Origin of the sequence: Pseudomonas syringae pv. tomato str. DC3000 (assembly GCF_000007805.1) — a bacterium.
In the GTDB taxonomy this organism is placed as follows: Bacteria; Pseudomonadota; Gammaproteobacteria; order Pseudomonadales; family Pseudomonadaceae; genus Aquipseudomonas; species Aquipseudomonas avellanae.
This window is the reverse complement of sequence record NC_004578.1, coordinates 3,468,391-3,492,217: the sequence shown is the minus strand read 5'-3', so window position 1 is coordinate 3,492,217 and position 23,827 is coordinate 3,468,391. Positions and strand designations below refer to the sequence as shown.

Below are 23,827 nucleotides of genomic sequence, written 5' to 3'. Positions count from 1 at the left end.
GCAGGGCGGTCAGTGCCAAACCCTGGCCCGGATAACATCGTTATGTCCTTGCTCGATGCCGGCAACAGGCTCAGAATTTCAGGTCCACCGTTCTGGCGACCTGACCATGATTGCTCTGCAATACCGACGTTTCTTGCCAGGCCTGTGCCTGCTGCTGTGCGCTGGACAGGCCCATGCCACCGATGCGATGATCATCTGGCCTGCGGGCTGGGAGGTCGAGTCGTTACCGACCGAGTCAGATACGCCCGTTCAACCCTCCGTGCAGGTCAGACAGCGCGCGGTTAAAAACGATCAACGTGGAAACCCGCTGATGGTCATGGAATTGACCCAGACGCGCCTGAGTCCCGGCCATGAGGTCAATGTTCAGGGGGTGCTGCTGGAGATGCGCAAATCCGTGCAGGTCAATTTCGCCCGCAGCGGTCTGCAAAGTGTCTGCACGCATGTTCGTGAGAGCCAGTTGAGCGTCGTGCCGGCGCTGGAAACCACCTGCACCATCACTCAGAACGGTGTGCATGTGCTGACCCAGACGCTGGTGGCGGCTGCCAATAAAGAGATGGCCTGGTCGCTGTCGTACGCAGGGTCGGCTGAAGGTTATGCAGCCAACAAGGACGAGGCGTTACGCATTCGCGAGAGTCTGCGTCTGGAGGCCGAGCAGTAAGGCGGGACTTTTCTGCAGGCAAAAAGAAGCCCGCCGAGGCGGGCATGGGGCGCTATTCCTTTAGCGGTCTTCATCATCCGAGATTCCATGTGAAAAAAGTGTGAAGCTCTACTGCCTCGCCCACACGGCGCTTCTCGACGCGTCCGGTTACAAAATCTTTTATATGTCATTATTGTAGATAAACTGAATAATTACTCTACCCAGTTCAGGCATTGTTCAGCTTTGTAACTGTGCAGTGAATCGCATCAGCCGCACTTTATTGGCGTCATTATTCTCGCGGTATTAATATCGTCTGTCACGGAAGTTTGATGTACCGGCCAGTTCACTTAATGATCTGTATGAATGTCAGGTTGTGTCAAGGTGCTGCGCAGTTGTCACGCAGGCTCGCGCGGCGGCAATGCGCTGACGATTGACGGGCGCACAGGCCGGTAAAAAAAAGCCCTGCAAGTGCAGGGCTTCAAATGACGTAGTTGTAATCAGGCGCGAAGCCACGAATCAACAGTGTCCACACCGTACTGTTCTTTCCAGGCTTTGAGACCGCGGTGGTTGCCACCCTTGGTTTCAATCAGCTCGCCGGTGTGCGGGTTTTGATAAACCTTGACCACGCGTGCACGACGGCGCTTGGGCCCGGCGGGCGCTACCAGCGACGTAGAGCTTGAAGGGTCAAGGATAGCGATGATGTCACGCAGGCTTTTGCCGTAGGTGCCCATCAGGGTCTGGAGCTTTTGCTCGAATTCGATCTCCTTCTTCAATCCGGCGTCATTCTTCAAGGATTCCAGCTGTGCAAGCTGCTCTTGAAGGGCTTTCTCTGCTGCTCGAAACTCGGCAAGTCTGGACAAGTAATACACTCCAACAATGTAATGGCTGTTGTCAGCCCTATAAAGCGATGAGACAAAACTCTTTGGCCGATTCGCTCAATCAATTCTGCCCGCTCTCCGCGGTTTCTATGGAGAAACTTGGCCTTTTCGGCTTGTCATTGCGCAGACAGAGGGTGTTTATAACTCAGTAGCACGCAAATGATGCACCTTTTTTTTCAGTTAGAAAATAGTCTTCTTCAAATTCCTTAAATGAAGCCGCTCGACACGGTTGGATATAGGTGACGATTCCTGGGTACTGGGGCGCGGTGCGTTGTAAGTTATTTCCGATAATAGTCACTGATGAGAAACGCGCCATGTGATAAGGGCTCGCGTAAAAAAAGAAACATCTGACAGGCATGAAGGCTGTCAGATGCGCGAGAGGCAGGAATGTCTGTAGACAGCGAGTTGAAAGGCGTGCAGCTGTGTCAAAGGATGGCCTTTGGCCTGTCTTTTTGTCGTTTTTTTGACTCTACAACCCCTGTTGCAGCACCGGGTCGTCAGGATTCTGCTGCTCAAGCTCCGCCAACAATATCTGGACATTCTGCAGCTGGCCGGTTTCTTTCCAGTACTGAATCAGCAGCACCCTGGCCTTGCGGTTTGCGGGCTGGTTTTGAACGATCTGCGTCAGCTGCTTTTGCGCCGCCTCAAGCTCGTTCAAGGAATGCAGGGCAACCGCCAGATCGTAGCGATAGTCGTTGTTGTCGGGTGCCAGCTCGGTGGCCTTGGCCAGGCTGAGCAAGGCAAATTCGGCCTGCCCGTGGTTCAACAGCCACATACCCAGTGCATGCTGGAGGATTGACGAGCCGGGGTTGCGCTCCAGCAGCCCGGCAAACAGACTGCGCGCCTGTTCGGCTTGGCCCTTGCGGTCCAGTAGCTCGATGTGGGCGAGTGCCGCTTCGATATTACCGGGGTCCAGTGAGGTGGCCCGTTGCAGCGCCGCGACCGCAGGTTCGAGATCGCCGGTCTGCAGATACAGTCTGGCCAGTTGCAGCTGGTTCTGAGCATCCTGCGGCTGGCTTTTGAGCGACTCCTGAAACGCCTCGGCACTTTGTTGCAGGACGGCAAAGTACAGGCCCAGCTCGTCGGGTGACAGGCCGAGCAGCGCACGTGTAGCGTGAAACCTGACGGATTGCTCGGGGTCGTCCAGCAGTGGGCCCAGTAACAGGCTGCGCTGGCTGTTGGAGACCAGCTTCACGCTGGCGTCGATGGCCGCTTTGCGCACCTGGCCGGAAGCGTCGCCAAGGCCTGCGTCCAGCAGCTTGAGCGCTTGAGGGCTGGGGTAGTCGCTCAATTCGGCGAGCAGCGTGATGCGTTGCTCGTCAGACAGATCGGTGCGTGCCAGTTGCTGATACAGCACGCGCGCCGCGCCGGGCTTGCCGTCATGTGCCTGCTCCAGTGCCTGGGCATAGGTATGGCTCAACTTGACTGGCGTTGTCTGTACTGGCGTGCGCCACCACCAGAACGCCAGTGCAAGCGTCAGCAGCGCCGCGGCCGCTGCGCCTGTCTGCCAGCGACGTCGAGTAGTGGGTTGAGGCGATAACCCCTTGAAAGGCAGTCTGGGCATATCGGTTTCCAATGCTTGACAGGTTGCAGCTTCGGGGAGTCGGTGGCAGCTGTCAAACGTCAATCTTACGGGCATTGAACAACTGGCAGAAAAAAGCCCCGCGCCTTTGAGGGGCGCGGGGCGTTTTACACGGCGTTACATTTATCAGACTTGCGTATCAGGCTTGCGGCTGCCAGCCACCGCCCAGTGCCTTGTAGATTGCCACGATGCCGCGATACAGCTCGATTTCTGCCTGAGCCTGAGAGTCCTCGGCTGCCAGACGCTCGCGCTCTGCATCCAGCAACACCAGAAAATCGGCGGTGCCTTCACGGTATTGCACCGAGGCGAGTCGTGCTGCCGAGCGACTCGCGTCACTCTGGCGCATCAGTGCCACCAGTCGCTGCTGGCGTTTGTCGTAATCGCTGAACGCGTTTTCCGATTCCTCAAGCGCCAGCAGCACTTGTTGCTCGTAGTTGGCCAACGCGCCTTCGGCATCGGCATCTGCGCTGCGAATCTGCGCCCGCACACTGCCCAGATCGAAGGCTGCCCAGGTGATGCTCGGCCCCAGCGACCAGGCTCTGGCCGCAGAAGAACCTATCTGCGAGCCACGTCCGGCGGTGTAGCCCAGAAAGCCGCTCAGGCTGACGCGCGGAAACAGGTCGGCCGTCGCCACGCCGATACGCGCAGTCGAGGCAGCCAGTTGGCGCTCGGCAGCACGTATGTCAGGGCGATTGCGTAACACCTGCGTTGCATCGCCGATAGGCAAGGCCTTGGCAATCGCGGGCAATTTGCTCGGGCTCAGGTCCACGCTGAGGGTGTCTGGTCGCTCGCCCAGCAATGTTGCAATGCGATTGCGCTGGCGCGCCTGCTCTGCCTGCAATTGCGGAACAGTTGCTTCAACCGCTGCAAGGCGTGCGTCGGCGCGTACGACGTCCAGCTCGTTGCCGACACCGGCATCGCGCAGTTGAGTGGTGATGCCCTGAGACTTCTGCTGGTTGGTCAGGTTGTCCCGGGCGATGGCTTCACGCAATTGAGCGCCGCGCAGTTGCCCGTAGGCATCGACCACTTCGGCGATCAGCGTGACCTGAAGCTGATACAGATTGGCTTCGGCAGCCTCCTGGTCGGCATCGCTGGCTTCCAGTTGTCGCTGAATGCGTCCGAACAGGTCCAGCTCCCAGGCCATGTCCAGGCCCAGATCGTAACGCTCGCTGTTGACGCGGCGCTCGGTGATACCGGGCTGCTGGCCTTTGCCGATGTCACTGCTGGCCCGGCTGGTCACCACCGGCATGACGTCGTTGGCGACGTCATCGCGAATCGCCCGTGCAGCCTTGAGGCGGGCAAATGCGACGCGCAGATCACGGTTGCCGTCCAGTGACTGGGCCACCAGCTTGTTAAGGGTCGGGTCCTCGAACTGCTGCCACCACAGGGTGTTGACCTTGCTACGGTCATAGTTGCCCTTGGCCGCCGAGGCCAGGGTCGCAGGCGCGGTGACCGGTGCCTTGTAGTCCGGGCCGACGGCGCAGGCCGCCAGCGCCAGAACCAGCAGGCTCGGGACAAAGACTTTAAACGCGCTCATCAATGCATCTCCGCAGGCAGGTTTTGCAGTTTTTGCGCCTTGGCGGCCTTGCGGGCCTCTTGACGTCCAACGTAGTTACGGATCAGCACGTAGAACACCGGCGTCAGCAGCAAGCCGAAGAAGGTGACGCCGAGCATCCCGGAGAACACCGCGACCCCCATCGCGTGACGCATCTCGGCACCGGCACCGCTGGAAAGTACCAGTGGCACCACACCCATGATGAAGGCAAACGAGGTCATCAGGATCGGACGCAGACGCAGGCGGCAGGCTTCCAGCACTGCATCCAGCGGGCTCATGCCCTCGGCCTGTTTGTCCTTGGCGAACTCGACGATCAGAATCGCGTTCTTGCACGCAAGCCCCACCAGTACGATCAGGCCGATCTGGGTGAAGATGTTGTTGTCGCTACCGGCAATGATCACCCCGGCAATGGCCGAGAGCAGGGTCATCGGTACGATCAGGATCACCGCCAGCGGCAGGCTCCAGCTTTCGTACTGAGCGGCCAGCACCAGGAACGCCAGCAACACGCAGAGCGGGAAGACGAACAGCGCGGTGTTGCCCGAGAGAATCTGCTGATAGGTCAGGTCGGTCCATTCGTAGACCATGCCGTTGGGCAGTTCTTCACGCAGCAGCTTTTCCACCGCGGTCTGCGCCTGGCCAGAGCTGAAGCCCGGTGCGGCTGCGCCGTTGATCTCGGCGGTAATGAAACCGTTGTAGTGCATCACGCGGTCGGGACCTGCGGTGTCACTGACCTTGACGAAGGTTGCCAGCGGTATCATTTCTCCCAGATTGTTGCGCACCTTGAGCTGACCGATCTGATCGGCATCCTGACGGAACTGCTGCTCAGCCTGGACGTTGACCTGATAAGTGCGGCCGAAACGGTTGAAGTCGTTGGCATACAGCGAGCCCAGGTACACCTGCAGGGTGTCGAAGATATCGCTGACGGCCACGCCATGCGTCTTGGCCTTCTCTCGGTCAATCGCGGCATCGACCTGCGGCACGTTCACTGTGTAGCTGGTGAACAACCCGGCCAGTTCCGGCACGCTGCGGCTTTTGGTGATGATGTTCTGGGTTTCCTTGTACAGCTCGTCGTAACCCAGGTTGCCACGGTCTTCGATCTGCAAGCGGAAGCCGCCAATGGTGCCCAGCCCTTGTACCGGCGGTGGCGGGAAGATCGCCATGTAGGCTTCCTGAATCGACGCAAACTGGCCGTTCAGGGCACCGGCGATGGCGTTGGCCGACAGGCTTGGGTCCTTGCGTTCATCGAAAGGCTTGAGGGCGACGAATACCACGCCGTTGTTCGGGCTGTTGGTGAAGCCGTTGATCGACAGACCCGGGAAGGCAATCGCGTTTTCCACACCGGGCTGCTTGAGTGCCAGCTCCGACATGCGCTTGATCACGTCCTCGGTGCGGTCCAGGCTCGCGGCGTCCGGCAACTGGGCAAATGCCACCAGATATTGCTTGTCCTGGCTTGGCACAAAACCGGTTGGCGTGCTGGCGAAGCCCAGCCAGGTCAGAACCATCAGCCCCGCATAGACCAGCAACGCGATGCCGCTGCTGCGAATGACCCGTGCGACGGTGCCCACATAGCCGTGGCTGGCTTTTTCAAAGAAGCGGTTGAACGGGCGGAACAGCCAGCCTCCGAGTATTTTATCGAGGAAACGCGAGAAGCGATCCTTGGGTGCATCGTGAGCTTTAAGCAATACCGCGGCCAGCGCCGGCGACAGGGTCAGCGAGTTGAACGCCGAGATGACCGTCGAGATGGCAATGGTCAGTGCGAACTGTTTATAAAACTGCCCGGTAAGGCCAGAAATAAACGCTGCCGGTACAAACACCGCGCACAACACCAGCGCCGTGGCAATGATCGGCCCCGTCACTTCAGCCATGGCCTTGTGCGTCGCCTCGACCGGTTCAAGCCCCAGCTCGATGTTACGTTCGACGTTCTCGACCACCACAATCGCGTCGTCTACCACGATGCCGATGGCCAGTACCAGGCCGAACAAAGACAGCGCGTTCAGCGAGAAGCCGAACATGTGCATCACAGCGAAGGTGCCGATCAGTGACACCGGTACAGCCACCAGCGGGATGATCGAGGCGCGCCAGGTCTGCAGGAACAGCACCACCACCAGCACCACCAGAATCAGTGCTTCGAACAGTGTATGGATCACCGCCTCGATGGAGCCGCGCACAAAGATGGTCGGGTCATAGACGATGCTGTAGTCCATGCCTTCGGGGAAGCCTTTTTTCAGCTCGGCCATCCGTGCCCGCACATCGTTGGAAATGTCGATGGCGTTGGAGCCTGGGCGCTGAAAGATCGGCATTGCCACGGCAGGCTGGTTATTGAGCAGCGAGCGCAGGGCGTACTGACTGGAACCCAGCTCGATACGTGCGACGTCCTTCAGGCGGGTAATTTCTCCGTCTGGCCCGGCGCGGACCACGACGTTTTCAAACTCTTCCTCACTGACCAGACGGCCCTGGGTGTTGATCGACATCTGAAAACTGGTGGCATTCGGCGAAGGCGGCGAGCCCAACTGGCCGGCGGCGACCTGACGGTTTTGTTCGCGAATTGCGTTGACCACGTCGGTGGCGGTCAGGTTGCGTGAGGCGGTCTTGTTCGGATCGAGCCAGACACGCAGCGAGTAGTCGCCCATGCCGAACAACTGCACATCACCGACACCGCCCAGTCGCGCCAGCTCATCCTTGATGTTGAGCACGGCGTAGTTGGACAGGTACAGCATGTCGTAGCGCTGGTCCGGCGAGGTCAAGTGAACAACCATGGTCAGGTCGGGAGAGGCCTTGTCCACGGTAATGCCGATACGCGTGACTTCCTCGGGCAGCTTGGGCTCGGTCCGTGTCACGCGGTTCTGCACCTGCACTTGAGCGTTGTCCAGCTCGGTGCCCAGCGCAAAGGTGATGGTCAGGGTCAGTTTGCCGTCGGCGGTGGCCTGGGACGACATGTAGAGCATGCCCTCGACACCGGTGATGGCCTGTTCCAGCGGCGAAGCGACGGTTTCGCCGATCACCTTGGGGTTGGCGCCGGGGAAGCTGGCGCGTACCACTACGGTCGGCGGCACGACTTCCGGGTATTCACTGATCGGCAACTGGAACAGCGAGATTGCACCGGCGATCAGGATCAGCAGCGACAGCACTGCGGCGAAGATCGGCCGTGAAATAAAGAATTTGGAGAAGTTCATCGGACGAGTCCCTTAGTCGCGCGGCGCGGAGGCGCTGGCGATTTTGACGGCGGCTTTGGACGTCACCTGTGGCTGGGTGCTGGCGTCGAGGGCCTGGCGTTGTTTTTGCAGTGCGGCGAGGGTGTCGGCGCTGGCCATCGGGGTGATTTCAGGGTCTACAGGCTGGCCGGGGCGCACACGCTGCAAGCCTTTGACGACGATGGTGTCGTCCTTTGCCAGTCCGTTGCGCACAATACGCAGGCCTTCGATTTTCGGGCCCAGTTCAACAGCCCTGTAAGCAGGCTTGTTGTCCTTGTCCATCACCAGCACAAACTTCTTGCCCAGATCGGTGCCGACCGCTTCGTCGTTGATCAGCACTGCCGAGTAGGTGCCGCTGCCAACCAGTTTCAGCCGTGCATACAGCCCCGGTGTGAAGCTGCCGTCAGTGTTGTCGAACACCGCTCGACCACGAATGGTGCCGGTCCTCGGGTTGACCTGATTGTCGACGAAGTTCATCTGGCCCAGGTGCGGGTTGCCGGTTTCATTGGACAGCCCCAGGTAGACCGGCGTGGTCTGGCCGCGCTGGCCTTTGCGGGCGAGTTCGGTGTACTTGAGGAAGACACGCTCGTCGGCGTCGAAGTAGGCGTAGACCTTGTCGGTGGAGACCACGCTGGTCAGTGCAGTGACATCTGCAGTGACAATGTTACCCGCAGTAATCTCGGCACGGCTCACGCGGCCTGCAATCGGAGCGGTCACGCGGGTGAAACTGAGGTTAAGTCGGGCCAGGTCCAGTTGCGCCTGAATGGCTGCAACGCCGGCTTTGGCTTCCTGTGCCGAGGTACTGCGCGAATCGGCCAGCTCGGCGGAAATAGCGTTGTTGCTGCGCAGACGCTCACCGCGCTGGGCTTCGCTGTCGCTACGTGATGCGACCGCACGGGCTTGTTGCAACTGGGCTTCAAGACGGCGGACTTCGGACTGGAACGGGCGAGGGTCGATCTGGAACAGCAGGTCACCTTTTTTGACCACCGAGCCATCGGTGAACGCGACCTGATCGATCTGGCCAGATACGCGAGGGCGAACTTCAACAGTTTCCGGTGCTTCAAGGCGCCCCGTGAACTCATCCCATTCGTTGACCGGTTGCTCCAGCACCTTGGCCACGGTGACCTTGGCTGCGCCGGGTGCGGTGGCGGCCTGTTGCGCGCCGCCGCCGCACGCACTGATCACGATCAACGCGAGGGCGGTGAGAGGGTAGCGCAGATGGCTGAGTGTCTGGGTCATGAGAAGTTCCGCCGATAATAAACGATGGGCGGATTCTGTTGCGCGAGGGGTGTTATTAACGAATCGAATAAACCAAAGGTTACTATCAGCCAGAATGATGCATGCCTACAGGGCGCCTGGGCGGCGTGCCGAGGCTTGGCTACAGGCGGTACGGGCGATGCCGCTCACTTACCCTAAAACCGTGAATACGCTCATGTTATATCGCTATGTGTCCGATCAATCTTTGCAATCGCAATGACTATCAAGTTGTCGAGCGCCACGTCGATCCTTGGGTATCCCGAAATATACCAAGGCGCAATTGATGAAATCGACATGGCTGGACAATCTGAACGTCAGCAAGAAACTGAGTATCGGCTTCGGGATGATTCTTTTGGGTGTACTGACAGTAACCGCTATTGGTTACCTCAGCACAAACCTGCTGATCGAGCGCCTGGGCAAGGCGTCCAGGGTCGCGGAGGTGAAAGCCGACGTGCTGAGTATCAGAATCGCTGCCCAGATTTACGCGGCCAAGCCTGACGCCGGCAACGCGCAAAGTTACGGCACTGCGCTTGATAGCCTGGGCAAGACGATCGAAGAAGGTCTCAGGATTCTGACCGTCCCGGCCAACGCCGATATCCTCAGAAGTATCCGTGACCAGGCGGGCGGGTTGCGACTGACGTTCAATCAACTGGTCGACAACAATCAGAAAATCGATCAGGCCATGCAGCCGCTCATTGCTATCTCCGAGCAGGTCAGTGCAAGCTTTGAAACGCTGCTGCAAAAGACATTCGAAGATGCTTCTCGCTCGCTTGATCAGAACAGTATTGATCAAGTGAAGATCGCCGGCGATTTGCGCAACGGCATGACCAACTTTCGCCTGGTGTTCCGTCGCTATATCAGCATTCCTACGGCCGACAACAAGCAGATTACCTTCGATGCTGCAGACGGCCTGATTGCGCAGGTCACGAGCGCTCGTACCCTGTTGCCGAACCAGGCCATGCCTGCTGTCGACACCGCGCTTGCGGCGTTGCAACAGTACAAGTCGCTGATGGTGTCCATTTCGCAGATGATGCAACAGAACGACCAGATCCGCGACACGCTGCGTCAACAGTCGCTGGACATCCTCAAGAGTGCCGATGGCCTGATGGCCGGTCAGGTGGTAAGTGCCAACAAGGAAAAAGACAGTGCGGTCACTCAGTTGCTCACGGTGGCGTTGATCGCACTGTTGCTGGGTGTGTTGGCGGCCATCCTGATCACCCGTCAGATTACCCGTCCGCTCAACGCCACTGTGATCGCAGCACGGCGCATTGCCGACGGTGATCTGACAAACGACATCAGCACCACTCGCCAGGATGAACTGGGCCTGCTGCAAAACACCATGCAACACATGACCGTATCGCTGCGCACGCTGATTGGCGGTATCAGCAATGGCGTGACGCAAATCGCCACGGCAGCCGAAGAGCTTTCAGCGGTCAGTGAGCAGACCAGCGCTGGCGTGACTCAACAGAAAATGGAAGTCGATCAGGTGGCCACCGCCATGAACCAGATGGCCTCTACCGTGCAGGAAGTTGCGCAGAACACTGAGGACGCCGCGCAGGCTGCCAGACAGGCGAGCGATCGTGCCGCCCACGGCAGCAGCGTGGTGCAACACGCCACTCGCGAAATCAGCCAGTTGGCCGGTGAAGTCGGGCAGTTGGGGCAGGCCATGCAGCGTCTGATTCAGGACAGTGACAAGATCGGCGGGGTGATCGATGTGATCAAGGCGGTCGCCGAGCAGACCAACCTGCTGGCGCTCAACGCGGCTATCGAGGCTGCACGTGCCGGTGAGCAAGGTCGTGGCTTTGCCGTGGTCGCCGATGAGGTGCGTTCGCTGGCGCAGCGTACGCAAAAATCCACCACTGAAATTGAAGCATTGATTCAGGCGTTGCAACACGGCACTGGAGCCGCGTCGGAGCTGATGGACGCCAGCCGCCAGCGTACTGAAGGCACCGTGGAACTGGCCCGCCAGGCTGAGCAATCGCTGGTGGAGATCACTCGCTCGATCGTCACCATCGAACAAATGAGCCAGCAGATTTCCGCCGCCGCCGAGGAACAAAGCGCCGTCACCGATGAAATCAATCGCAGTGTCATCAGTGTGCGTGACATCGCCGATCAGTCCGCCACCGCGACCGAGCAAAGCGCAGCGTCCACGGTAGAACTGGCGCGCCTGGGCAGTAACCTGCAAGGCATGGTTGCGCGCTTTCGGATCTGACCCGCGCAGCGTGTAGTGCTCATAACGTGTAGCAAAAAGCAGCGCTGAACGTCAGAGCTGTTCAACCAACTGCAGAAAGCGTCGGGTGCGTTCATTTTCCGGGTTGAGCAGAATCTCGCCCGGGCTGCCGTTGGCCACGATGCGGCCGCCCTCCATGAATAACACGCGATCAGCGTTACGGTTTTTGACGGTATAGGGTTCATCAATCAACGGTGCGTTTGCATTCCATCCGCTTCAACACCCTGCGCCATAACGCCGGCTGCGGCCGGGGCGCTGCCTCGGTCACCACATTCGGCATATCGCGCAACCGAATCCAGGTTTCGCTGCGCCAGTGCAGCACGCTCAACGAAGTGCCCGGCCATTGCAGTTGGGTCATTCTGGGGTTGTCCAGGATCACGTTTTGTTGATCGTGTAAAACCGTCAGCACCTCATGCGTCAGCCACTGCCGCAGCGCGCGGTTCTCCGGCACGTAGTGATGAACCAGCAGCGCCAGCGTGCCGGACTCGCTGATCATCAATTGCCGCTGGCACTCGCCATTGGCCTGCAACCAGACCTCGCGACGCTGATCCGCATCAAGCTTGAGCGTGGCGCGCTGGTCCAGCGCCTTGCCCATCAGCCGGGCAAGGTCGGCCAGACAGAACCACGCCTGGGCGTCAGTAAAAATGGCGCGCAGCATGCGACTGTGGCGCAGAAACAGAGTGGCGTCGAAATAGGCGGTGTGGGTGTTTCTGAGAGCAATATTTTGCATGTATGACACTCTTTTTTGTTTATCAAGAGCCGCCACGAATCGTCGCCAAACGAATGGGTGGCAGCTGTGCGAGGGTTGGCGAACCGGGCAAAAAGACAAACCCCGGCAGACCCGAAGGTCTCCCGCACACAGCCGCCATAGCGCGAAAGTCAGACCGATAGAATCTGCTGCTTTGCGATGGTGCGTATTTTTGTCTTTTCTTTGGGTCGCCAAACCCAGCCGCTGGTTTTGCAGCGAACGGCGGGGAGGTTAGCGTGGTGGGGGTGGGGTGGCAAGGGGGGATAGTAGCTCGTCGAGCAGAACGAAAGTCTGGAGGGTTTGCCGGGTTGTTGGGGGGGCTGCGGCGCAATGGAAAATTCTTACACGTTGAGTGAGATAATTACTACATTGCTGGCGTGAACTTCCTACTTGCATGAGCATAAAAGTCTGACGGTGCATTCTGAAAGTTAAGGTCTCGAATGATGAGCCCTTTTAACAGGTGAAAAGTTCGGTGTACGTTGGGCTCTCTTAAATCTCAGATCAGGAAATCATCATGTCATTTGATACGTTTATGAAAGTGGAAGGTATTGAAGGTGAGTCTGTGGATGTCGAACATAAGGGGGGGGCGAGTTATTATCCTACCATTATGATGCGGTGCAATCGATCAGTCATTCTGCTAGTTCAAGCGGTGGTGCGTCCGCTGGCGGTGTGACGCTTGTAGATTTTCAGGTCAGTAAATATGTAGACCGCGCAACGCCGAAGCTGTTTGAACTATGCTGTAAAGGCTCGCGCATCAAAACCGTAACGCTTCGAGTGCATCGCGCTGGCAGTGAGAAATTTTAATACCTAGATATTGTTATGGAGGAGGTTTTAATCTCTACCGTCAGTGGGCGGGGTGCAGAGCATGCGGGCTTGCCGGTAGAGTCCATCACACTGAACTATGGCCGAATAAAATTTGAATACTCTCAACAGCGTCGTACAGACGGTGCTAGCGCGGGTATGGTTTCCGGTGGGTGGGACAGGGTCGCAAACAAGCCGTTTGCGTAAAGCGCTTATCTTCGCGAATTCCAATGCAGATATTTTGTGCGGGTGAGTCAGGTATCAAGGATTTGATATGAATGATTTTTGCAGTACGAATTCCAACCATAGTCCAGTGTGGGGTGCACTGGATGTCATTTTTTGGAAGCTGGTGCCTGAGCGCTTTGCTGGTGGGCGTGGCTACATACAGCGTTTTAAAGATGCGTGGTTAGTCCACAATAAACAATACATTAGAGCATCGGCGGATGAGTATTCACTTCCTGTAGAACTGTTGGCTGGGGTGTGCTGGATTGAAACAGGAGGCGATCCGAATTTTATAGATAGAGTCGCATTCGAGGTAAGAAGCTTTGACCATTTGGGTACTCCGTCGAGAGTCGTGACAGTGCCGCCGGCAAAAACAAGCTTCGGGTGGGTTAGCATACAGCTTCGTACTGCAGCTCGTACTCTAGGGCTTAACCCTGACGATATGAATACCGATCAGCTAAGGGGGCTGGCTAACTGCCTTGAGCGCGATGTGTACAATATCAATGTAGTCGCAAAGCATCTGCGCATGCTTGCCGACCATGATCTGTTCGATTCTATTGGAATGGATGAAGTTAGGATTATAGGCGCTCGCTATAATCGTGGTATGGATTTGTCGCTTGAGGAAATAAAAAGAGATACTCGTTATGGCAATTTCATTGTCAATTCTCGGCAACGCTTCAGTCGGCTCATGATATGAATTTTATAAAAGTAAGAAAGTGCCTAACCAGATTCCTCGTGTACACCGTCTACCTTACATGCCTGCTTGCCTATGCGTTTTTCCAGGGCTCGCAGTATGACTGGTTTGAACCTGACTCCCTTGCACCGCTGCAACACTATTCATTAGCCGAGCCCATGGAACCTGGCGATAGCAATCGATCGGTTTTTCGAGGTATGGCGGTAGCGATGGCTGTCGTTTTCCAAGTGGTCATTGGCGTGTTTTATTCTAGAAAAGAGGCCGTATTAACGATCATGCTTTTTGGCGTGGTTCTGGCCATATACGGTTAGCGGCCGACGTCGCTCACGTGGGCAATCAAACGCCGAACCTGTGAGGCGTTGGCCCCTCAGGTGCAGGCGATGTTCATTGGCGAACCAGCCATTCAACACTTAAAAAGAAATCTCCGCCGGCTGCGACAGCCGCAACACCGACAGGTCGCCCGTCACCCGTTTCCAGGCCAGGCGGATGGCTTCGATGTCTGCGCGATGTGTGGCGGTGTTCTCGTGCAGGATGACAATGACTTTGGTACTCAACCGCTCTGGCTGGGCAGCGTCTTTGTCGCGCCACTGGCCGTAGGCATCGAATGCGGTGAAGCCGTCCGGAAAGCGCGGGGTGACTTCCTTGTCGAGGAACTCGCGCCAGCGCGCCGCATTCACTTGATGCTGCGGATCGTCCAGCGACCCGGTCGAGAAGTACAACTCGGTGCGCAGCCACTGCGCTTGTGCTGGGCGGCGGCTGTCGCCCTGCAGGGTTGCGCTGGACGGGGTGGTTGTATGCACCGGCAAAACGGGGGTGGCAGTGCACCCGGCCAGCAGTAATAGCAGGCCAGGTAACAGAAGACGTGCGGGCATCAGGCATTCCTTGGGGCACATAACAGCGTTCAGAGTGAAGGCTCACTATAAGAAGCCAGGTGCAGGGACTGAAATAATAAAAAACCGCTTCTTGCGACTAAAAAGAATAAGCAGGGCCAACTTGCAGCGTTTCTACTTCATCAAAGTGGCAGCTGTTTAGACCGTTTATTTCTTTTGGTTTTATCGATAGATCACAAAGGCATATCCATTGTCATCAGATCGACGCTGCAGCGTCATGGGCAGCTGCTATAGCTGTTGATGCCGCTGTGATGCACGAGTCGGATGCTGCTTTTATGGGGGATCAAGCGCCTTGAGCGTTGAATCCGACCGTTTGACCAGCGTCTTGCGGCGTGTCTGCGTATCTCTAGAATCCGCCCATGAATTTCAACATCCCTTTCGATTACGGAGTTTCGAACATGATGAATGCAATGCAGATGCCTATGAACAACGCCATGCCAATGATGCCGATGATGGGCATGCCCATGATGATGGCGACCATGCAGTGCGAGATGATGGCCGACGGCATGATGTGCACCATGAAGCCTGCTGCGGGCATGGACATGACTATGTTCAAGAACAGCGCCGACATGATGTCGATGATGATGACCTGCGGCATGCCGATGATGATGCAGTGCGGCAACATGTCGATGATGTGCATGTCGGAAGACGGTATGGCAATGATGAACATGATGTCTGGCATGAACATGCCGATGATGATGCCGATGGGCATGCCTATGCCGATGATGAAGTGCATGATGACCTGCACCGTCGAGGCTGATTGCATGAAGTGCATGTTGATGCCGATGCCTGGCATGAGCATGGAAATGATGAGCAACTGCTGCGCATTGATGATGAAAATGATGAACGACTGCACCATGCCGATGATGATGAGCTGCAACGGCATGCCGATGATGTGCTGCACCTGCTGATCGGTTCGGTCACGCAGCGCTGAGGCGCTGCGACCGGCCCGGCAATGAAAAGCCCTGACGTTTGCGCGTCAGGGCTTTTGTGTTTTCAGCGGTTGGCCAGGCGCTTGTAGCGCAGTGCCGCCTACCGGCTTGCCGTCTTGATCGGTTTTACAAAGCGCAGTGTAAAGCGGTCCGACTCGCCAATGGCCAGGTACCTGGCGCGCTCCTTGTCACCCAGCTTCAAGGCCGGCGGCAGTGTCCAGACGCCTGCCTCGTAGTCCTTGGTGTCTTTGCGGTTGGCGTTGATTTCGCTTTGCGCTTGCAGTTCAAAGCCTGCTTCGGTGGCCAGTTTCACGACGTAGGCGGTGGGCAGGTAGCCACTTTGCTTGATGCTCTGCAGGTCTGCGCCTTCGTTGCCTCGATGGTCTACAACACCCAGCACGCCGCCCGGTTTGAGTACGTCGAAGAACCCGGTAAACATTTGCCGGGCATCGTCGGCCTCGATCCAGTTGTGCACGTTGCGAAAGGTCAGCACTTGATCGGCCGAGTCGGGTGCGCCAAACACCGGTTTTTGCGGGTCGAACTCGACGAATCCGGCGTTGGCATAACGTGCGGGGTCGGCCTGGAATTTCTTTTTAAGGCGGTCTGCGGCCTGCTTGCTTGATTCATCGGAAGAGGGCGCCTGTAGCGCCGCAATGTAGTGGCCGCGGTCTTTGAGCAATGGCGCAAGAATTTCGCTGTACCAGCCGCCACCGGGGGTGATTTCGATGACCGTCTGGTCGGCCCGCACACCGAAAAACTGCAGGGTCTGTTGTGGATGGCGATAGGTGTCGCGCGCGCTGTTTTCCTTGGCTCGCCAAGGGCCCTTGAGCACTGTGGCGTATTGCTCGTCGCTGATGTGCGCGTCGGGCGAGGCAGCCTGGCTGATACCGGGCAGCAGGAGGGTGGCGAGGCTTAACGCGATGAGGGCTTTGTTCATGATCTTCCTGAAAGTAGACGGCTGAAACGGGCCGGATTTTAGTGCTGTGCCGCTGCCTGTAGCTCCAGGCGGCGGCCGGGTATCGCAGCAATCAATTCTTGAGTGTAGGCGGCTTCCGGCCGCTCGAAAACGTCGCTGGCCGGGCCGTGTTCGATGGTCTTGCCATGCTTGAGCACCAGCACCTGATGGGCGACGCTGGCGACCACCGCGAGGTCGTGAGAGACCAGCACGTAGGCAATGCCGGATTCGGCTTGCAGCTCTACCAGCAAGTCGAGAATTTGCGCCTGCACTGACACATCGAGCGCCGACACCGGCTCATCAAGCAGCAGCAAATCCGGTTTCAGCGCCAGCGCTCGGGCAATCGCCACCCGCTGGCGCTGCCCGCCCGACAGCTCGCGGGGCAGGCGGTCCAGGTAAGCCACTGGCAGGTGCACTCGCTCGATCAACCGGCGGGCTGCCTGTTCTAGTTCCCGGCCTTTCAGCAGGCCGAATGAGACCAGTGGCTCGACGATGCTCTCGAATAACGTAAAGTGCGGGTCCAGCGCGGCAAACGGATTTTGCTGCACCAACTGGATACGCCGTCGCAAGGGCCTGAACTCGCGCCAGCCGAGGTCGGTGACATCACGTCCTTCAAGCAACACTCGCCCGCAGGTCGGTTTCTCCAGGCCCAGGGCAATGCGCAGCGCAGTGCTTTTGCCTGAACCAGACTCGCCGACAATCGCCAGGGTTTGGCCCGGATATACCTTGAAATTGACGTCGTGCAACGCCTGAAAATCGGCATCCTCGCCTTTGACGTAAGGCAAGCGATAGGTCTTGCCGATGTTGCTCAGGGTCAACAGCGGCGTGTCATTGCTCGACACCACGCGGGGTGCTGCCGGGCTTTTGCGCTGGCCGAAAGCCGGTGCTGCGGCAATCAGTGCGCGAGTGTAGGCATGAGCCGGGTTGATGAGAATGTGTTGCGGCGCGCCTTGTTCGACCAGCTCGCCACTTTTCATCACCAGTACGCGATCAGCCCGATCGGCTGCCACGCCGAGGTCATGGGTGATGATCAGCAGGGAAATGCCCCGTTCGGCGACCAGTCGTTGCAGGTGATCGAGGATCTTGCGCTGCACCGTCACATCCAGCGCGCTGGTGGGCTCGTCAGCGATGATCAGGCGCGGGTTGCCGGCCAGCGCAATGGCAATCAACACACGTTGGCGCATGCCGCCGGACAGCTCGTGCGGGTACTGTCGGGCGCGCAGCACGGGCTTGTCCAGGCCGACCTGCTGGAGCAATTCCAGCACATCGGCATCGACTGCCGGATAGCGGCGGCCATTGGCCAGAATCAGCGCTTCGGCAATCTGCCGACCGATGCGCAATGTCGGGTTGAGGCTGACCATCGGGTCTTGTGGCACCAGACCGATCACACTGCCGCGAACCCGACGTCTCTCGCGCTCGGAGGCGTGGCTCAGGTCGTGACCATCGATATGCAGTTCGCCGCCGTTGATGCGCGCGTTGTCCGGTAGCAGGCCGAGGATCGCGTTGGCCAGGGTTGACTTGCCGGAGCCGGATTCGCCGACAATCGCCACGGTTTCGCCGCTGGCCACCTGGAATGACACGTTGCGCACGGCCTGGTTGGTCTGGCCGTCGAAGCGGTAAGCGACACTCAGATGACGGATGTCGATCAGGGGCGGGCTGTCAGTCATCGTTGAACCTCTTCCAGAGTGCGGGCGATGTGGTTGAAGCTGAATACCACGCCAACCAGAAACAGACCGGGCAGCAGCGACACCCAAGGCGCCGTCATCAGGAAGTGACGGCCATTGGCAATCAGCGTGCCCCATTCGGCGGCTGGCGGTTCAGCGCCGAAGCCGAGAAAGCTCAGCCCGGCGGTGGCCAGAATCGCCGCGCCGAAATCCAGCGTGGCGAGCACCGCCACCGGGCCCCAGGCGTTGGGCAGAATGTGCCGCAGCAAGGTGCGGGTCCAGCTGGCGCCGCCCAGCCGCGCCGCTTCCACGTACGGCAGTGTCTTGACCCGCAGCACCTCGGCGCGGGTGGTGCGGGCGAAACCGGGAATGATCCCCACGCCCAACGCGATAGCCACCGGAAGGGTGCCGAAACCGATGGCGGTGACAATCGCCAGCGCGAGCAGCAGGCCGGGCAGCGCCAGCAATACGTCGATGAAACGCATGATCACGGCATCGATGCGGCCCCCCGCAAAACCGGAAATCACCCCAAGGCTCAGGCCGCCGGCCATGGCAATGCCCACCGCCAGCAGGGCGGCCTGCACCGACAGGCTGGAGCCATGCACAACGCGGGTATAAAGATCACGGCCCAGTTCGTCGGTGCCAAACCAGTGCACGGCGTTCGGCGGGATGAGTTTGTCGGTGGGCGAGGTGGCGTAAGGCGCGTAGCTGGTCAACAGGTTGGGTGCCAGCGCCGCCAGTAGCGCAAAGGCCACCAACGCTACGGCGAGCACAAACCCCGGCCGACGCAGCAGCGGCCTGACCGCCTCGATCACTCGGCTCAGGTTGCTGCGTCGTCGCCATTGCGCCGCCGATGGGGTTTTAGAGGTCAGAACAGCCTGGGTCAGGCGTGCAAGGCGGTCGTCGAAAATGGTCATGGCGTCAGGAGACCTTTGGCATATGGGCGATGCGCGGATCCAGCGCGGGGTACAGCAGGTCAACAATCAGATTGACCACAACGAAGGCTGCGGCCGAAACCGCAACGATGGCCAGTACCACTGGAATGTCCTGGCGCAGCACGGCTTCCTGAGCCAGACGGCCGACCCCGGCGCGGGCGAAGATGGTTTCCACCAGCACGGCCCCGGAAACCGTGTTGCCCACTTGCAGACCGATCAGCGTCAACAGCGGCAGGGCGGCGTTCTTGAACGCATGGCGGGCCTGAACCTGCGCGCGGGTCAGGCCTTTGGCGTAGGCGGTAATGATGTAGGGTTCTTTCCACACGCCCTGAAAGCCGCGTTGCAGGACCTGCGCGTACACCGCAGCGCTGGGGATCGCCAGCGTGACGGCGGGCAGGATCAGGCTGGCGAAGCCCTGATTGCCGGTCGCCGGGAACCAGCCAAGGCTGAACGCGAACAACTGGATGAACAGCAGGCCCATCCAGAACACCGGCACCGAGAAGCCCAGCGACGGCAAGCGTGACAGCGCCACTTTCAGCGGCTGCCAGCGCACGTAGGCGGTGAGGTACGCCAGACCGATCCCGCCGATCAGCGACAGCACGATAGCCAGGCCCGCCAGGCTCAGGGTTTGCGGCAGACGCTCGACGAGCAGTTCCGAGACCGGGCGGTTGAGGGTCAGCGAATTGCCAAAATCGCCGTGAATCGCGCCCCACAACAGGTCGAAGTACTGCTCGAAAACCCCGCGATCCAGCCCGTAATACAACTTGGCCTTGGCAAGGTCCTGCGCGGACAGCGAGTCGATTTCAACACCGGAAGCGCTGAGCATGATCGACAGCGTGTCACCGGGCAGCAGGTATAGAATGAAATAGGTGATGCTGTAGGCACCCCAGAGCACCAGCAACGCCTGCGCGATTCGGCCGAGGATATAACGGCTCATGGCGCTGCGATCTCGATGTCGTTGAACAGCGCGAACCCTTCGGCGGTCCAGTGGAAGTTACGCACGTTTTTTGCAGTGGCGGCTTGCCAGACCCGCTCATAGACCGGGAATGCCGAACCTTCGTCGATCAGCAAATCCTGCAAGTCGCCATAGGCTTTTGCGCGCTGCTCGCTGCGCGTGGCGGTCAGCCCGGCATCGAACAGTTCCAGGGCCTTTGGCAGCGTTTGCGGTGCGTAAAGGTTGGTGGCCAGCGTCGAGCTGTTGGCGCTGCGCGGGTCGATGATTGTCTGCAGGATGATCGGGTCGGCGCGGGTCATGTAGTTGTAGGTCAGGTCGTAGTTGCCTGCGGCATTGTTCGCGGCCCACTCGGCGGTGGTGACCACGTTGAGCTTGAGCTCGATACCGACCTTGCGCAGTTGATCCTGGATCAGCACGTCACCAGCGGTTTCGGCGGGCGACAGGTTGTAAGCCAGTTTCAGGCGCTTGCCGTCCTTGTAGCGATAGCCGTCGGCGTTTTTCGCCCAACCAGCCTCGTCGAGCAGGCGTTCGGCCCCTTTAGGGTCGTAGGCCAGTTTGTCAGCCTGGTTTTTGTAAAACGGTGTGGTGACATCGTAGATGCCCGAAACCACCGGGAACTGCGGGTTGTAAACCGTGGCTGCATAGGTTTTGCGGTCAATGGCCTTTTGCAGGGCCAGACGCACGTTGCGGTCGGCGAGGATGCGATTGCCACGGGTGTTGGGGTACATGTTCAGGGCCGGCCCTGGCAGCGAACGGCTCTGGATGGTCGCGCCCCTGGATTTGAACAGGTTCAGATCGACCTCGGAAAACGGGGTGCGCGGCCAGAGAATATCCACCTGGCCCTGAACGAACTGGCCGTTGCGCACACTTTCTTCCGGCACATAGCTGACGTCGACTGCATCCAGATGCGCCTCGCCCTTGTTTTGTGCGTTGGCTGATGGCCAGGCATAGCCCTTGCGCTTGGTCAGACGCAGGCCGCTCTCCGGGGTGTAGCGCTCCAGCACGAACGGCCCGGTGCCGATGATCGCGCCCAATGAACGCTCCTTGACGCTGAGTGCGTAGGACTGCGGAGCGAGTATGGCGAGGTTGGTGGTGGAGGTGGCTTGCAGGAACCCGGCATTGGGTTTGGCCAGCACCAGCTTGACGGTGAAGTCATCCAGCACTTGAGCGTGGTCGTAGCCCTTCAGGTAGGTCGCGCCAAAGGTGGCCGGCAACTGGTCGGCGAACGCCTTGTTGGTGTCATAGGCGGTCTTTACGGCCTGGGCATCGAAGCGCGTGCCATTGCTGAACGTCACGTCCTTGCGCAAGTGAAAGGTGTACTCCAGCGCGTTGTCACTGACGTCCCAGCGTTCTGCCAGCCAGGGAATGATGTTGCCGGTCTGCGGGTCCTGATCGGTCAGCGACTCGGCGACGTTACGCAGCACCACCCGGTGCTCCAGCCAGTACACCTGGAACGGGTCAAGGCTGACCAGCGTGGTGTTGTCTCTGAAAAAAGTGACCTTGAGTGTCTTGCCAGCCTGGCTGTCCTGGCTCGGAGGCGAACAGCCGAGCAGGGTGACAGTAATAGCGGCGAACAGCAGGCGCGTGAGGAGAGGGCGCCCGCTCATCGTGCTGCCCTCCGATACACGAATCCGTTTGGGAATGTCGAAGGTTGAGTGCGGGGCATGGAAAAATCCTCTTCAAGTCGAGCGCAGCGCTCCAGCTGGTTTTAAGACCGTATTCTTATGGAAGGGCACTGTAAAAGTCTTTTTTCTTCTAAGCTAATATAGGTTTTTGTGATTTATTTGATAACTAATTATGCTTTATTGGTATTTTTAGAGGGTGGGTCTGGTTGTGTGGTGTACGTTCCCCAGGGTGTATAGGGAAAGGTGTGATGGAACTCTTTCCTGCTCTTTTGCCACACAGCGCTGATCTTGCGGGTGATTCGGTCCGCAGGCAGAAGATCGGAGAGGATCAGCATATGGCGGGTATCAATAGAGCGGGACCATCGGGCGCTTATTTTGTTGGCCACACAGACCCCGAGCCAGTATCGGGGCAAGCACACGGATCCGGCAGCGGCGCCAGCTCCTCGAACAGTCCGCAGGTTCAGCCGCGACCCTCGAATACTCCCCCGTCGAACGCGCCCGCACCGCCGCCAACCGGACGTGAGAGGCTTTCACGATCCACGGCGCTGTCGCGCCAAACCAGGGAGTGGCTGGAGCAGGGTATGCCTACAGCGGAGGATGCCAGCGTGCGTCGTAGGCCACAGGTGACTGCCGATGCCGCAACGCCGCGTGCAGAGGCAAGACGCACGCCGGAGGCAACTGCCGATGCCAGCGCACCGCGTAGAGGGGCGGTTGCACACGCCAACAGTATCGTTCAGCAATTGGTCAGTGAGGGCGCTGATATTTCGCATACTCGTAACATGCTCCGCAATGCAATGAATGGCGACGCAGTCGCTTTTTCTCGAGTAGAACAGAACATATTTCGCCAGCATTTCCCGAACATGCCCATGCATGGAATCAGCCGAGATTCGGAACTCGCTATCGAGCTCCGTGGGGCGCTTCGTCGAGCGGTTCACCAACAGGCGGCGTCAGCGCCAGTGAGGTCGCCCACGCCAACACCGGCCAGCCCTGCGGCATCATCATCGGGCAGCAGTCAGCGTTCTTTATTTGGACGGTTTGCCCGTTTGATGGCGCCAAACCAGGGACGGTCGTCGAACACTGCCGCCTCTCAGACGCCGGTCGACAGGAGCCCGCCACGCGTCAACCAAAGACCCATACGCGTCGACAGGGCTGCGATGCGTAATCGTGGCAATGACGAGGCGGACGCCGCGCTGCGGGGGTTAGTACAACAGGGGGTCAATTTAGAGCACCTGCGCACGGCCCTTGAAAGACATGTAATGCAGCGCCTCCCTATCCCCCTCGATATAGGCAGCGCGTTGCAGAATGTGGGAATTAACCCAAGTATCGACTTGGGGGAAAGCCTTGTGCAACATCCCCTGCTGAATTTGAATGTAGCGTTGAATCGCATGCTGGGGCTGCGTCCCAGCGCTGAAAGAGCGCCTCGTCCAGCCGTCCCCGTGGCTCCCGCGACCGCCTCCAGGCGACCGGATGGTACGCGTGCAACACGATTGCGGGTGATGCCGGAGCGGGAGGATTACGAAAATAATGTGGCTTATGGAGTGCGCTTGCTTAACCTGAACCCGGGGGTGGGGGTAAGGCAGGCTGTTGCGGCCTTTGTAACCGACCGGGCTGAGCGGCCAGCAGTGGTGGCTAATATCCGGGCAGCCCTGGACCCTATCGCGTCACAATTCAGTCAGCTGCGCACAATTTCGAAGGCCGATGCTGAATCTGAAGAGCTGGGTTTTAAGGATGCGGCAGATCATCACACGGATGACGTGACGCACTGTCTTTTTGGCGGAGAATTGTCGCTGAGTAATCCGGATCAGCAGGTGATCGGTTTGGCGGGTAATCCGACGGACACGTCGCAGCCTTACAGCCAAGAGGGAAATAAGGACCTGGCGTTCATGGATATGAAAAAACTTGCCCAATTCCTCGCAGGCAAGCCTGAGCATCCGATGACCAGAGAAACGCTTAACGCCGAAAATATCGCCAAGTATGCTTTTAGAATAGTCCCCTGACCGCGCTGACAGCTAAAAGCCCATCAAGCTAGCGCCGACAGCGCTCACTGCCACTTCGAAGGTCGGCGTGGAAAGCTCC

At 58.7% G+C, this 23,827-nt stretch carries 18 protein-coding genes and 2 pseudogenes; 6 read left to right on the top strand and 14 right to left on the bottom strand.

Translation table 11 applies throughout. From position 1 onward, the window contains the following. The first annotated feature begins 55 nt into the window (after positions 1-55). Positions 56-658, top strand: a complete 603-nt coding sequence (locus PSPTO_RS16060; protein ID WP_046463773.1) for a DUF4946 domain-containing protein — start codon at positions 56-58, stop codon at positions 656-658. A 476-nt stretch (positions 659-1,134) separates the two neighbouring features. Here the strand turns inward: PSPTO_RS16060 and PSPTO_RS16055 are convergent, their stop codons facing one another. The 5 genes from PSPTO_RS16055 to mexE all read right to left on the bottom strand — a co-directional run bounded on the left by PSPTO_RS16055 (position 1,135) and on the right by mexE (position 9,082). Next, a complete protein-coding gene (locus tag PSPTO_RS16055) occupies positions 1,135-1,497 on the bottom strand; it encodes a histone-like nucleoid-structuring protein, MvaT/MvaU family (protein WP_003380449.1) in 363 nt (120 codons plus the stop codon). 487 nt (positions 1,498-1,984) lie between these two features. Beyond that, on the bottom strand, positions 1,985-3,079 hold the full coding sequence (locus PSPTO_RS16050) for a tetratricopeptide repeat protein (protein ID WP_010201125.1): 1,095 nt from the start codon (positions 3,077-3,079) through the stop codon (positions 1,985-1,987). A gap of 157 nt (positions 3,080-3,236) precedes the next feature. Continuing rightward, entirely contained in the window at positions 3,237-4,634 is a 1,398-nt protein-coding gene (locus tag PSPTO_RS16045; protein ID WP_010201131.1) for an efflux transporter outer membrane subunit, read from the bottom strand. Continuing rightward, positions 4,634-7,825, bottom strand: a complete 3,192-nt coding sequence (locus PSPTO_RS16040; RefSeq protein ID WP_003380455.1) for an efflux RND transporter permease subunit — start codon at positions 7,823-7,825, stop codon at positions 4,634-4,636. Before PSPTO_RS16040 ends, PSPTO_RS16045 begins: the two co-directional genes overlap by 1 nt. 12 nt (positions 7,826-7,837) lie before the next feature. After that, a complete protein-coding gene (gene mexE, locus PSPTO_RS16035; RefSeq protein WP_007246281.1) occupies positions 7,838-9,082 on the bottom strand; it encodes a multidrug efflux RND transporter periplasmic adaptor subunit MexE in 1,245 nt (414 codons plus the stop codon). Positions 9,083-9,383: 301 nt separating this feature from the next. Here mexE and PSPTO_RS16030 point away from each other — a divergent pair, with 301 nt between their 5' ends. Continuing rightward, positions 9,384-11,312, top strand: coding sequence for a methyl-accepting chemotaxis protein (locus PSPTO_RS16030; protein WP_011104387.1), 1,929 nt, complete (start codon positions 9,384-9,386; stop codon positions 11,310-11,312). 51 nt (positions 11,313-11,363) lie between these two features. Here the strand turns inward: PSPTO_RS16030 and PSPTO_RS16025 are convergent. Beyond that, positions 11,364-11,486: pseudogene (locus PSPTO_RS16025) on the bottom strand (amino acid ABC transporter ATP-binding protein); the annotation flags it as partial. A gap of 28 nt (positions 11,487-11,514) precedes the next feature. Continuing rightward, positions 11,515-12,060, bottom strand: coding sequence for a BRO-N domain-containing protein (locus PSPTO_RS16020; protein ID WP_024668283.1), 546 nt, complete (start codon positions 12,058-12,060; stop codon positions 11,515-11,517). A gap of 532 nt (positions 12,061-12,592) precedes the next feature. Between PSPTO_RS16020 and PSPTO_RS16015 the strand changes: the two are divergent. From PSPTO_RS16015 to PSPTO_RS16005, 3 genes and pseudogenes are all read left to right on the top strand, one after another. Continuing rightward, positions 12,593-13,086, top strand: a pseudogene (locus PSPTO_RS16015) (Hcp family type VI secretion system effector). Positions 13,087-13,153: 67 nt separating this feature from the next. Continuing rightward, positions 13,154-13,798, top strand: a complete 645-nt coding sequence (locus tag PSPTO_RS16010; RefSeq protein WP_046463771.1) for a hypothetical protein — start codon at positions 13,154-13,156, stop codon at positions 13,796-13,798. Between the two features lie 38 nt (positions 13,799-13,836). Next, entirely contained in the window at positions 13,837-14,106 is a 270-nt protein-coding gene (locus PSPTO_RS16005) for a hypothetical protein (RefSeq protein ID WP_226992635.1), read from the top strand. 99 nt (positions 14,107-14,205) lie between these two features. Here the strand turns inward: PSPTO_RS16005 and PSPTO_RS16000 are convergent, their stop codons facing one another. The 7 genes from PSPTO_RS16000 to PSPTO_RS15970 all read right to left on the bottom strand — a co-directional run bounded on the left by PSPTO_RS16000 (position 14,206) and on the right by PSPTO_RS15970 (position 21,733). Continuing rightward, the gene (locus PSPTO_RS16000; RefSeq protein ID WP_011104385.1) at positions 14,206-14,667 is read right to left on the bottom strand and encodes a DUF3574 domain-containing protein; all 462 of its coding nucleotides are present in this window, start codon (positions 14,665-14,667) and stop codon (positions 14,206-14,208) included. Positions 14,668-15,067: 400 nt separating this feature from the next. Next, entirely contained in the window at positions 15,068-15,589 is a 522-nt protein-coding gene (locus PSPTO_RS30065; protein WP_046463770.1) for a hypothetical protein, read from the bottom strand. Between the two features lie 128 nt (positions 15,590-15,717). Then, positions 15,718-16,554 carry a class I SAM-dependent methyltransferase gene (locus PSPTO_RS15990; RefSeq protein WP_007246274.1) on the bottom strand — a complete coding sequence of 279 codons (837 nt, stop codon included), beginning with the start codon at positions 16,552-16,554 and terminating at the stop codon, positions 15,718-15,720. 38 nt (positions 16,555-16,592) lie between these two features. Next, positions 16,593-18,239 (bottom strand): dipeptide ABC transporter ATP-binding protein, encoded by a 1,647-nt coding sequence (locus PSPTO_RS15985; RefSeq protein ID WP_011104382.1) that lies wholly within the window; start codon positions 18,237-18,239, stop codon positions 16,593-16,595. Next, positions 18,236-19,153 (bottom strand): ABC transporter permease, encoded by a 918-nt coding sequence (locus PSPTO_RS15980; RefSeq protein ID WP_011104381.1) that lies wholly within the window; start codon positions 19,151-19,153, stop codon positions 18,236-18,238. Before PSPTO_RS15980 ends, PSPTO_RS15985 begins: the two co-directional genes overlap by 4 nt. A 4-nt stretch (positions 19,154-19,157) precedes the next feature. Next, positions 19,158-20,108, bottom strand: a complete 951-nt coding sequence (locus PSPTO_RS15975; RefSeq protein ID WP_011104380.1) for an ABC transporter permease — start codon at positions 20,106-20,108, stop codon at positions 19,158-19,160. Further along, positions 20,105-21,733 carry an ABC transporter substrate-binding protein gene (locus PSPTO_RS15970; RefSeq protein WP_011104379.1) on the bottom strand — a complete coding sequence of 543 codons (1,629 nt, stop codon included), beginning with the start codon at positions 21,731-21,733 and terminating at the stop codon, positions 20,105-20,107. Before PSPTO_RS15970 ends, PSPTO_RS15975 begins: the two co-directional genes overlap by 4 nt. A gap of 353 nt (positions 21,734-22,086) precedes the next feature. Between PSPTO_RS15970 and hopAB2 the strand changes: the two genes are divergently transcribed. Continuing rightward, a complete protein-coding gene (hopAB2, locus tag PSPTO_RS15965; protein ID WP_011104378.1) occupies positions 22,087-23,748 on the top strand; it encodes a type III secretion system effector E3 ubiquitin-protein ligase HopAB2 in 1,662 nt (553 codons plus the stop codon). The last annotated feature ends 79 nt before the right edge of the window (positions 23,749-23,827 follow it).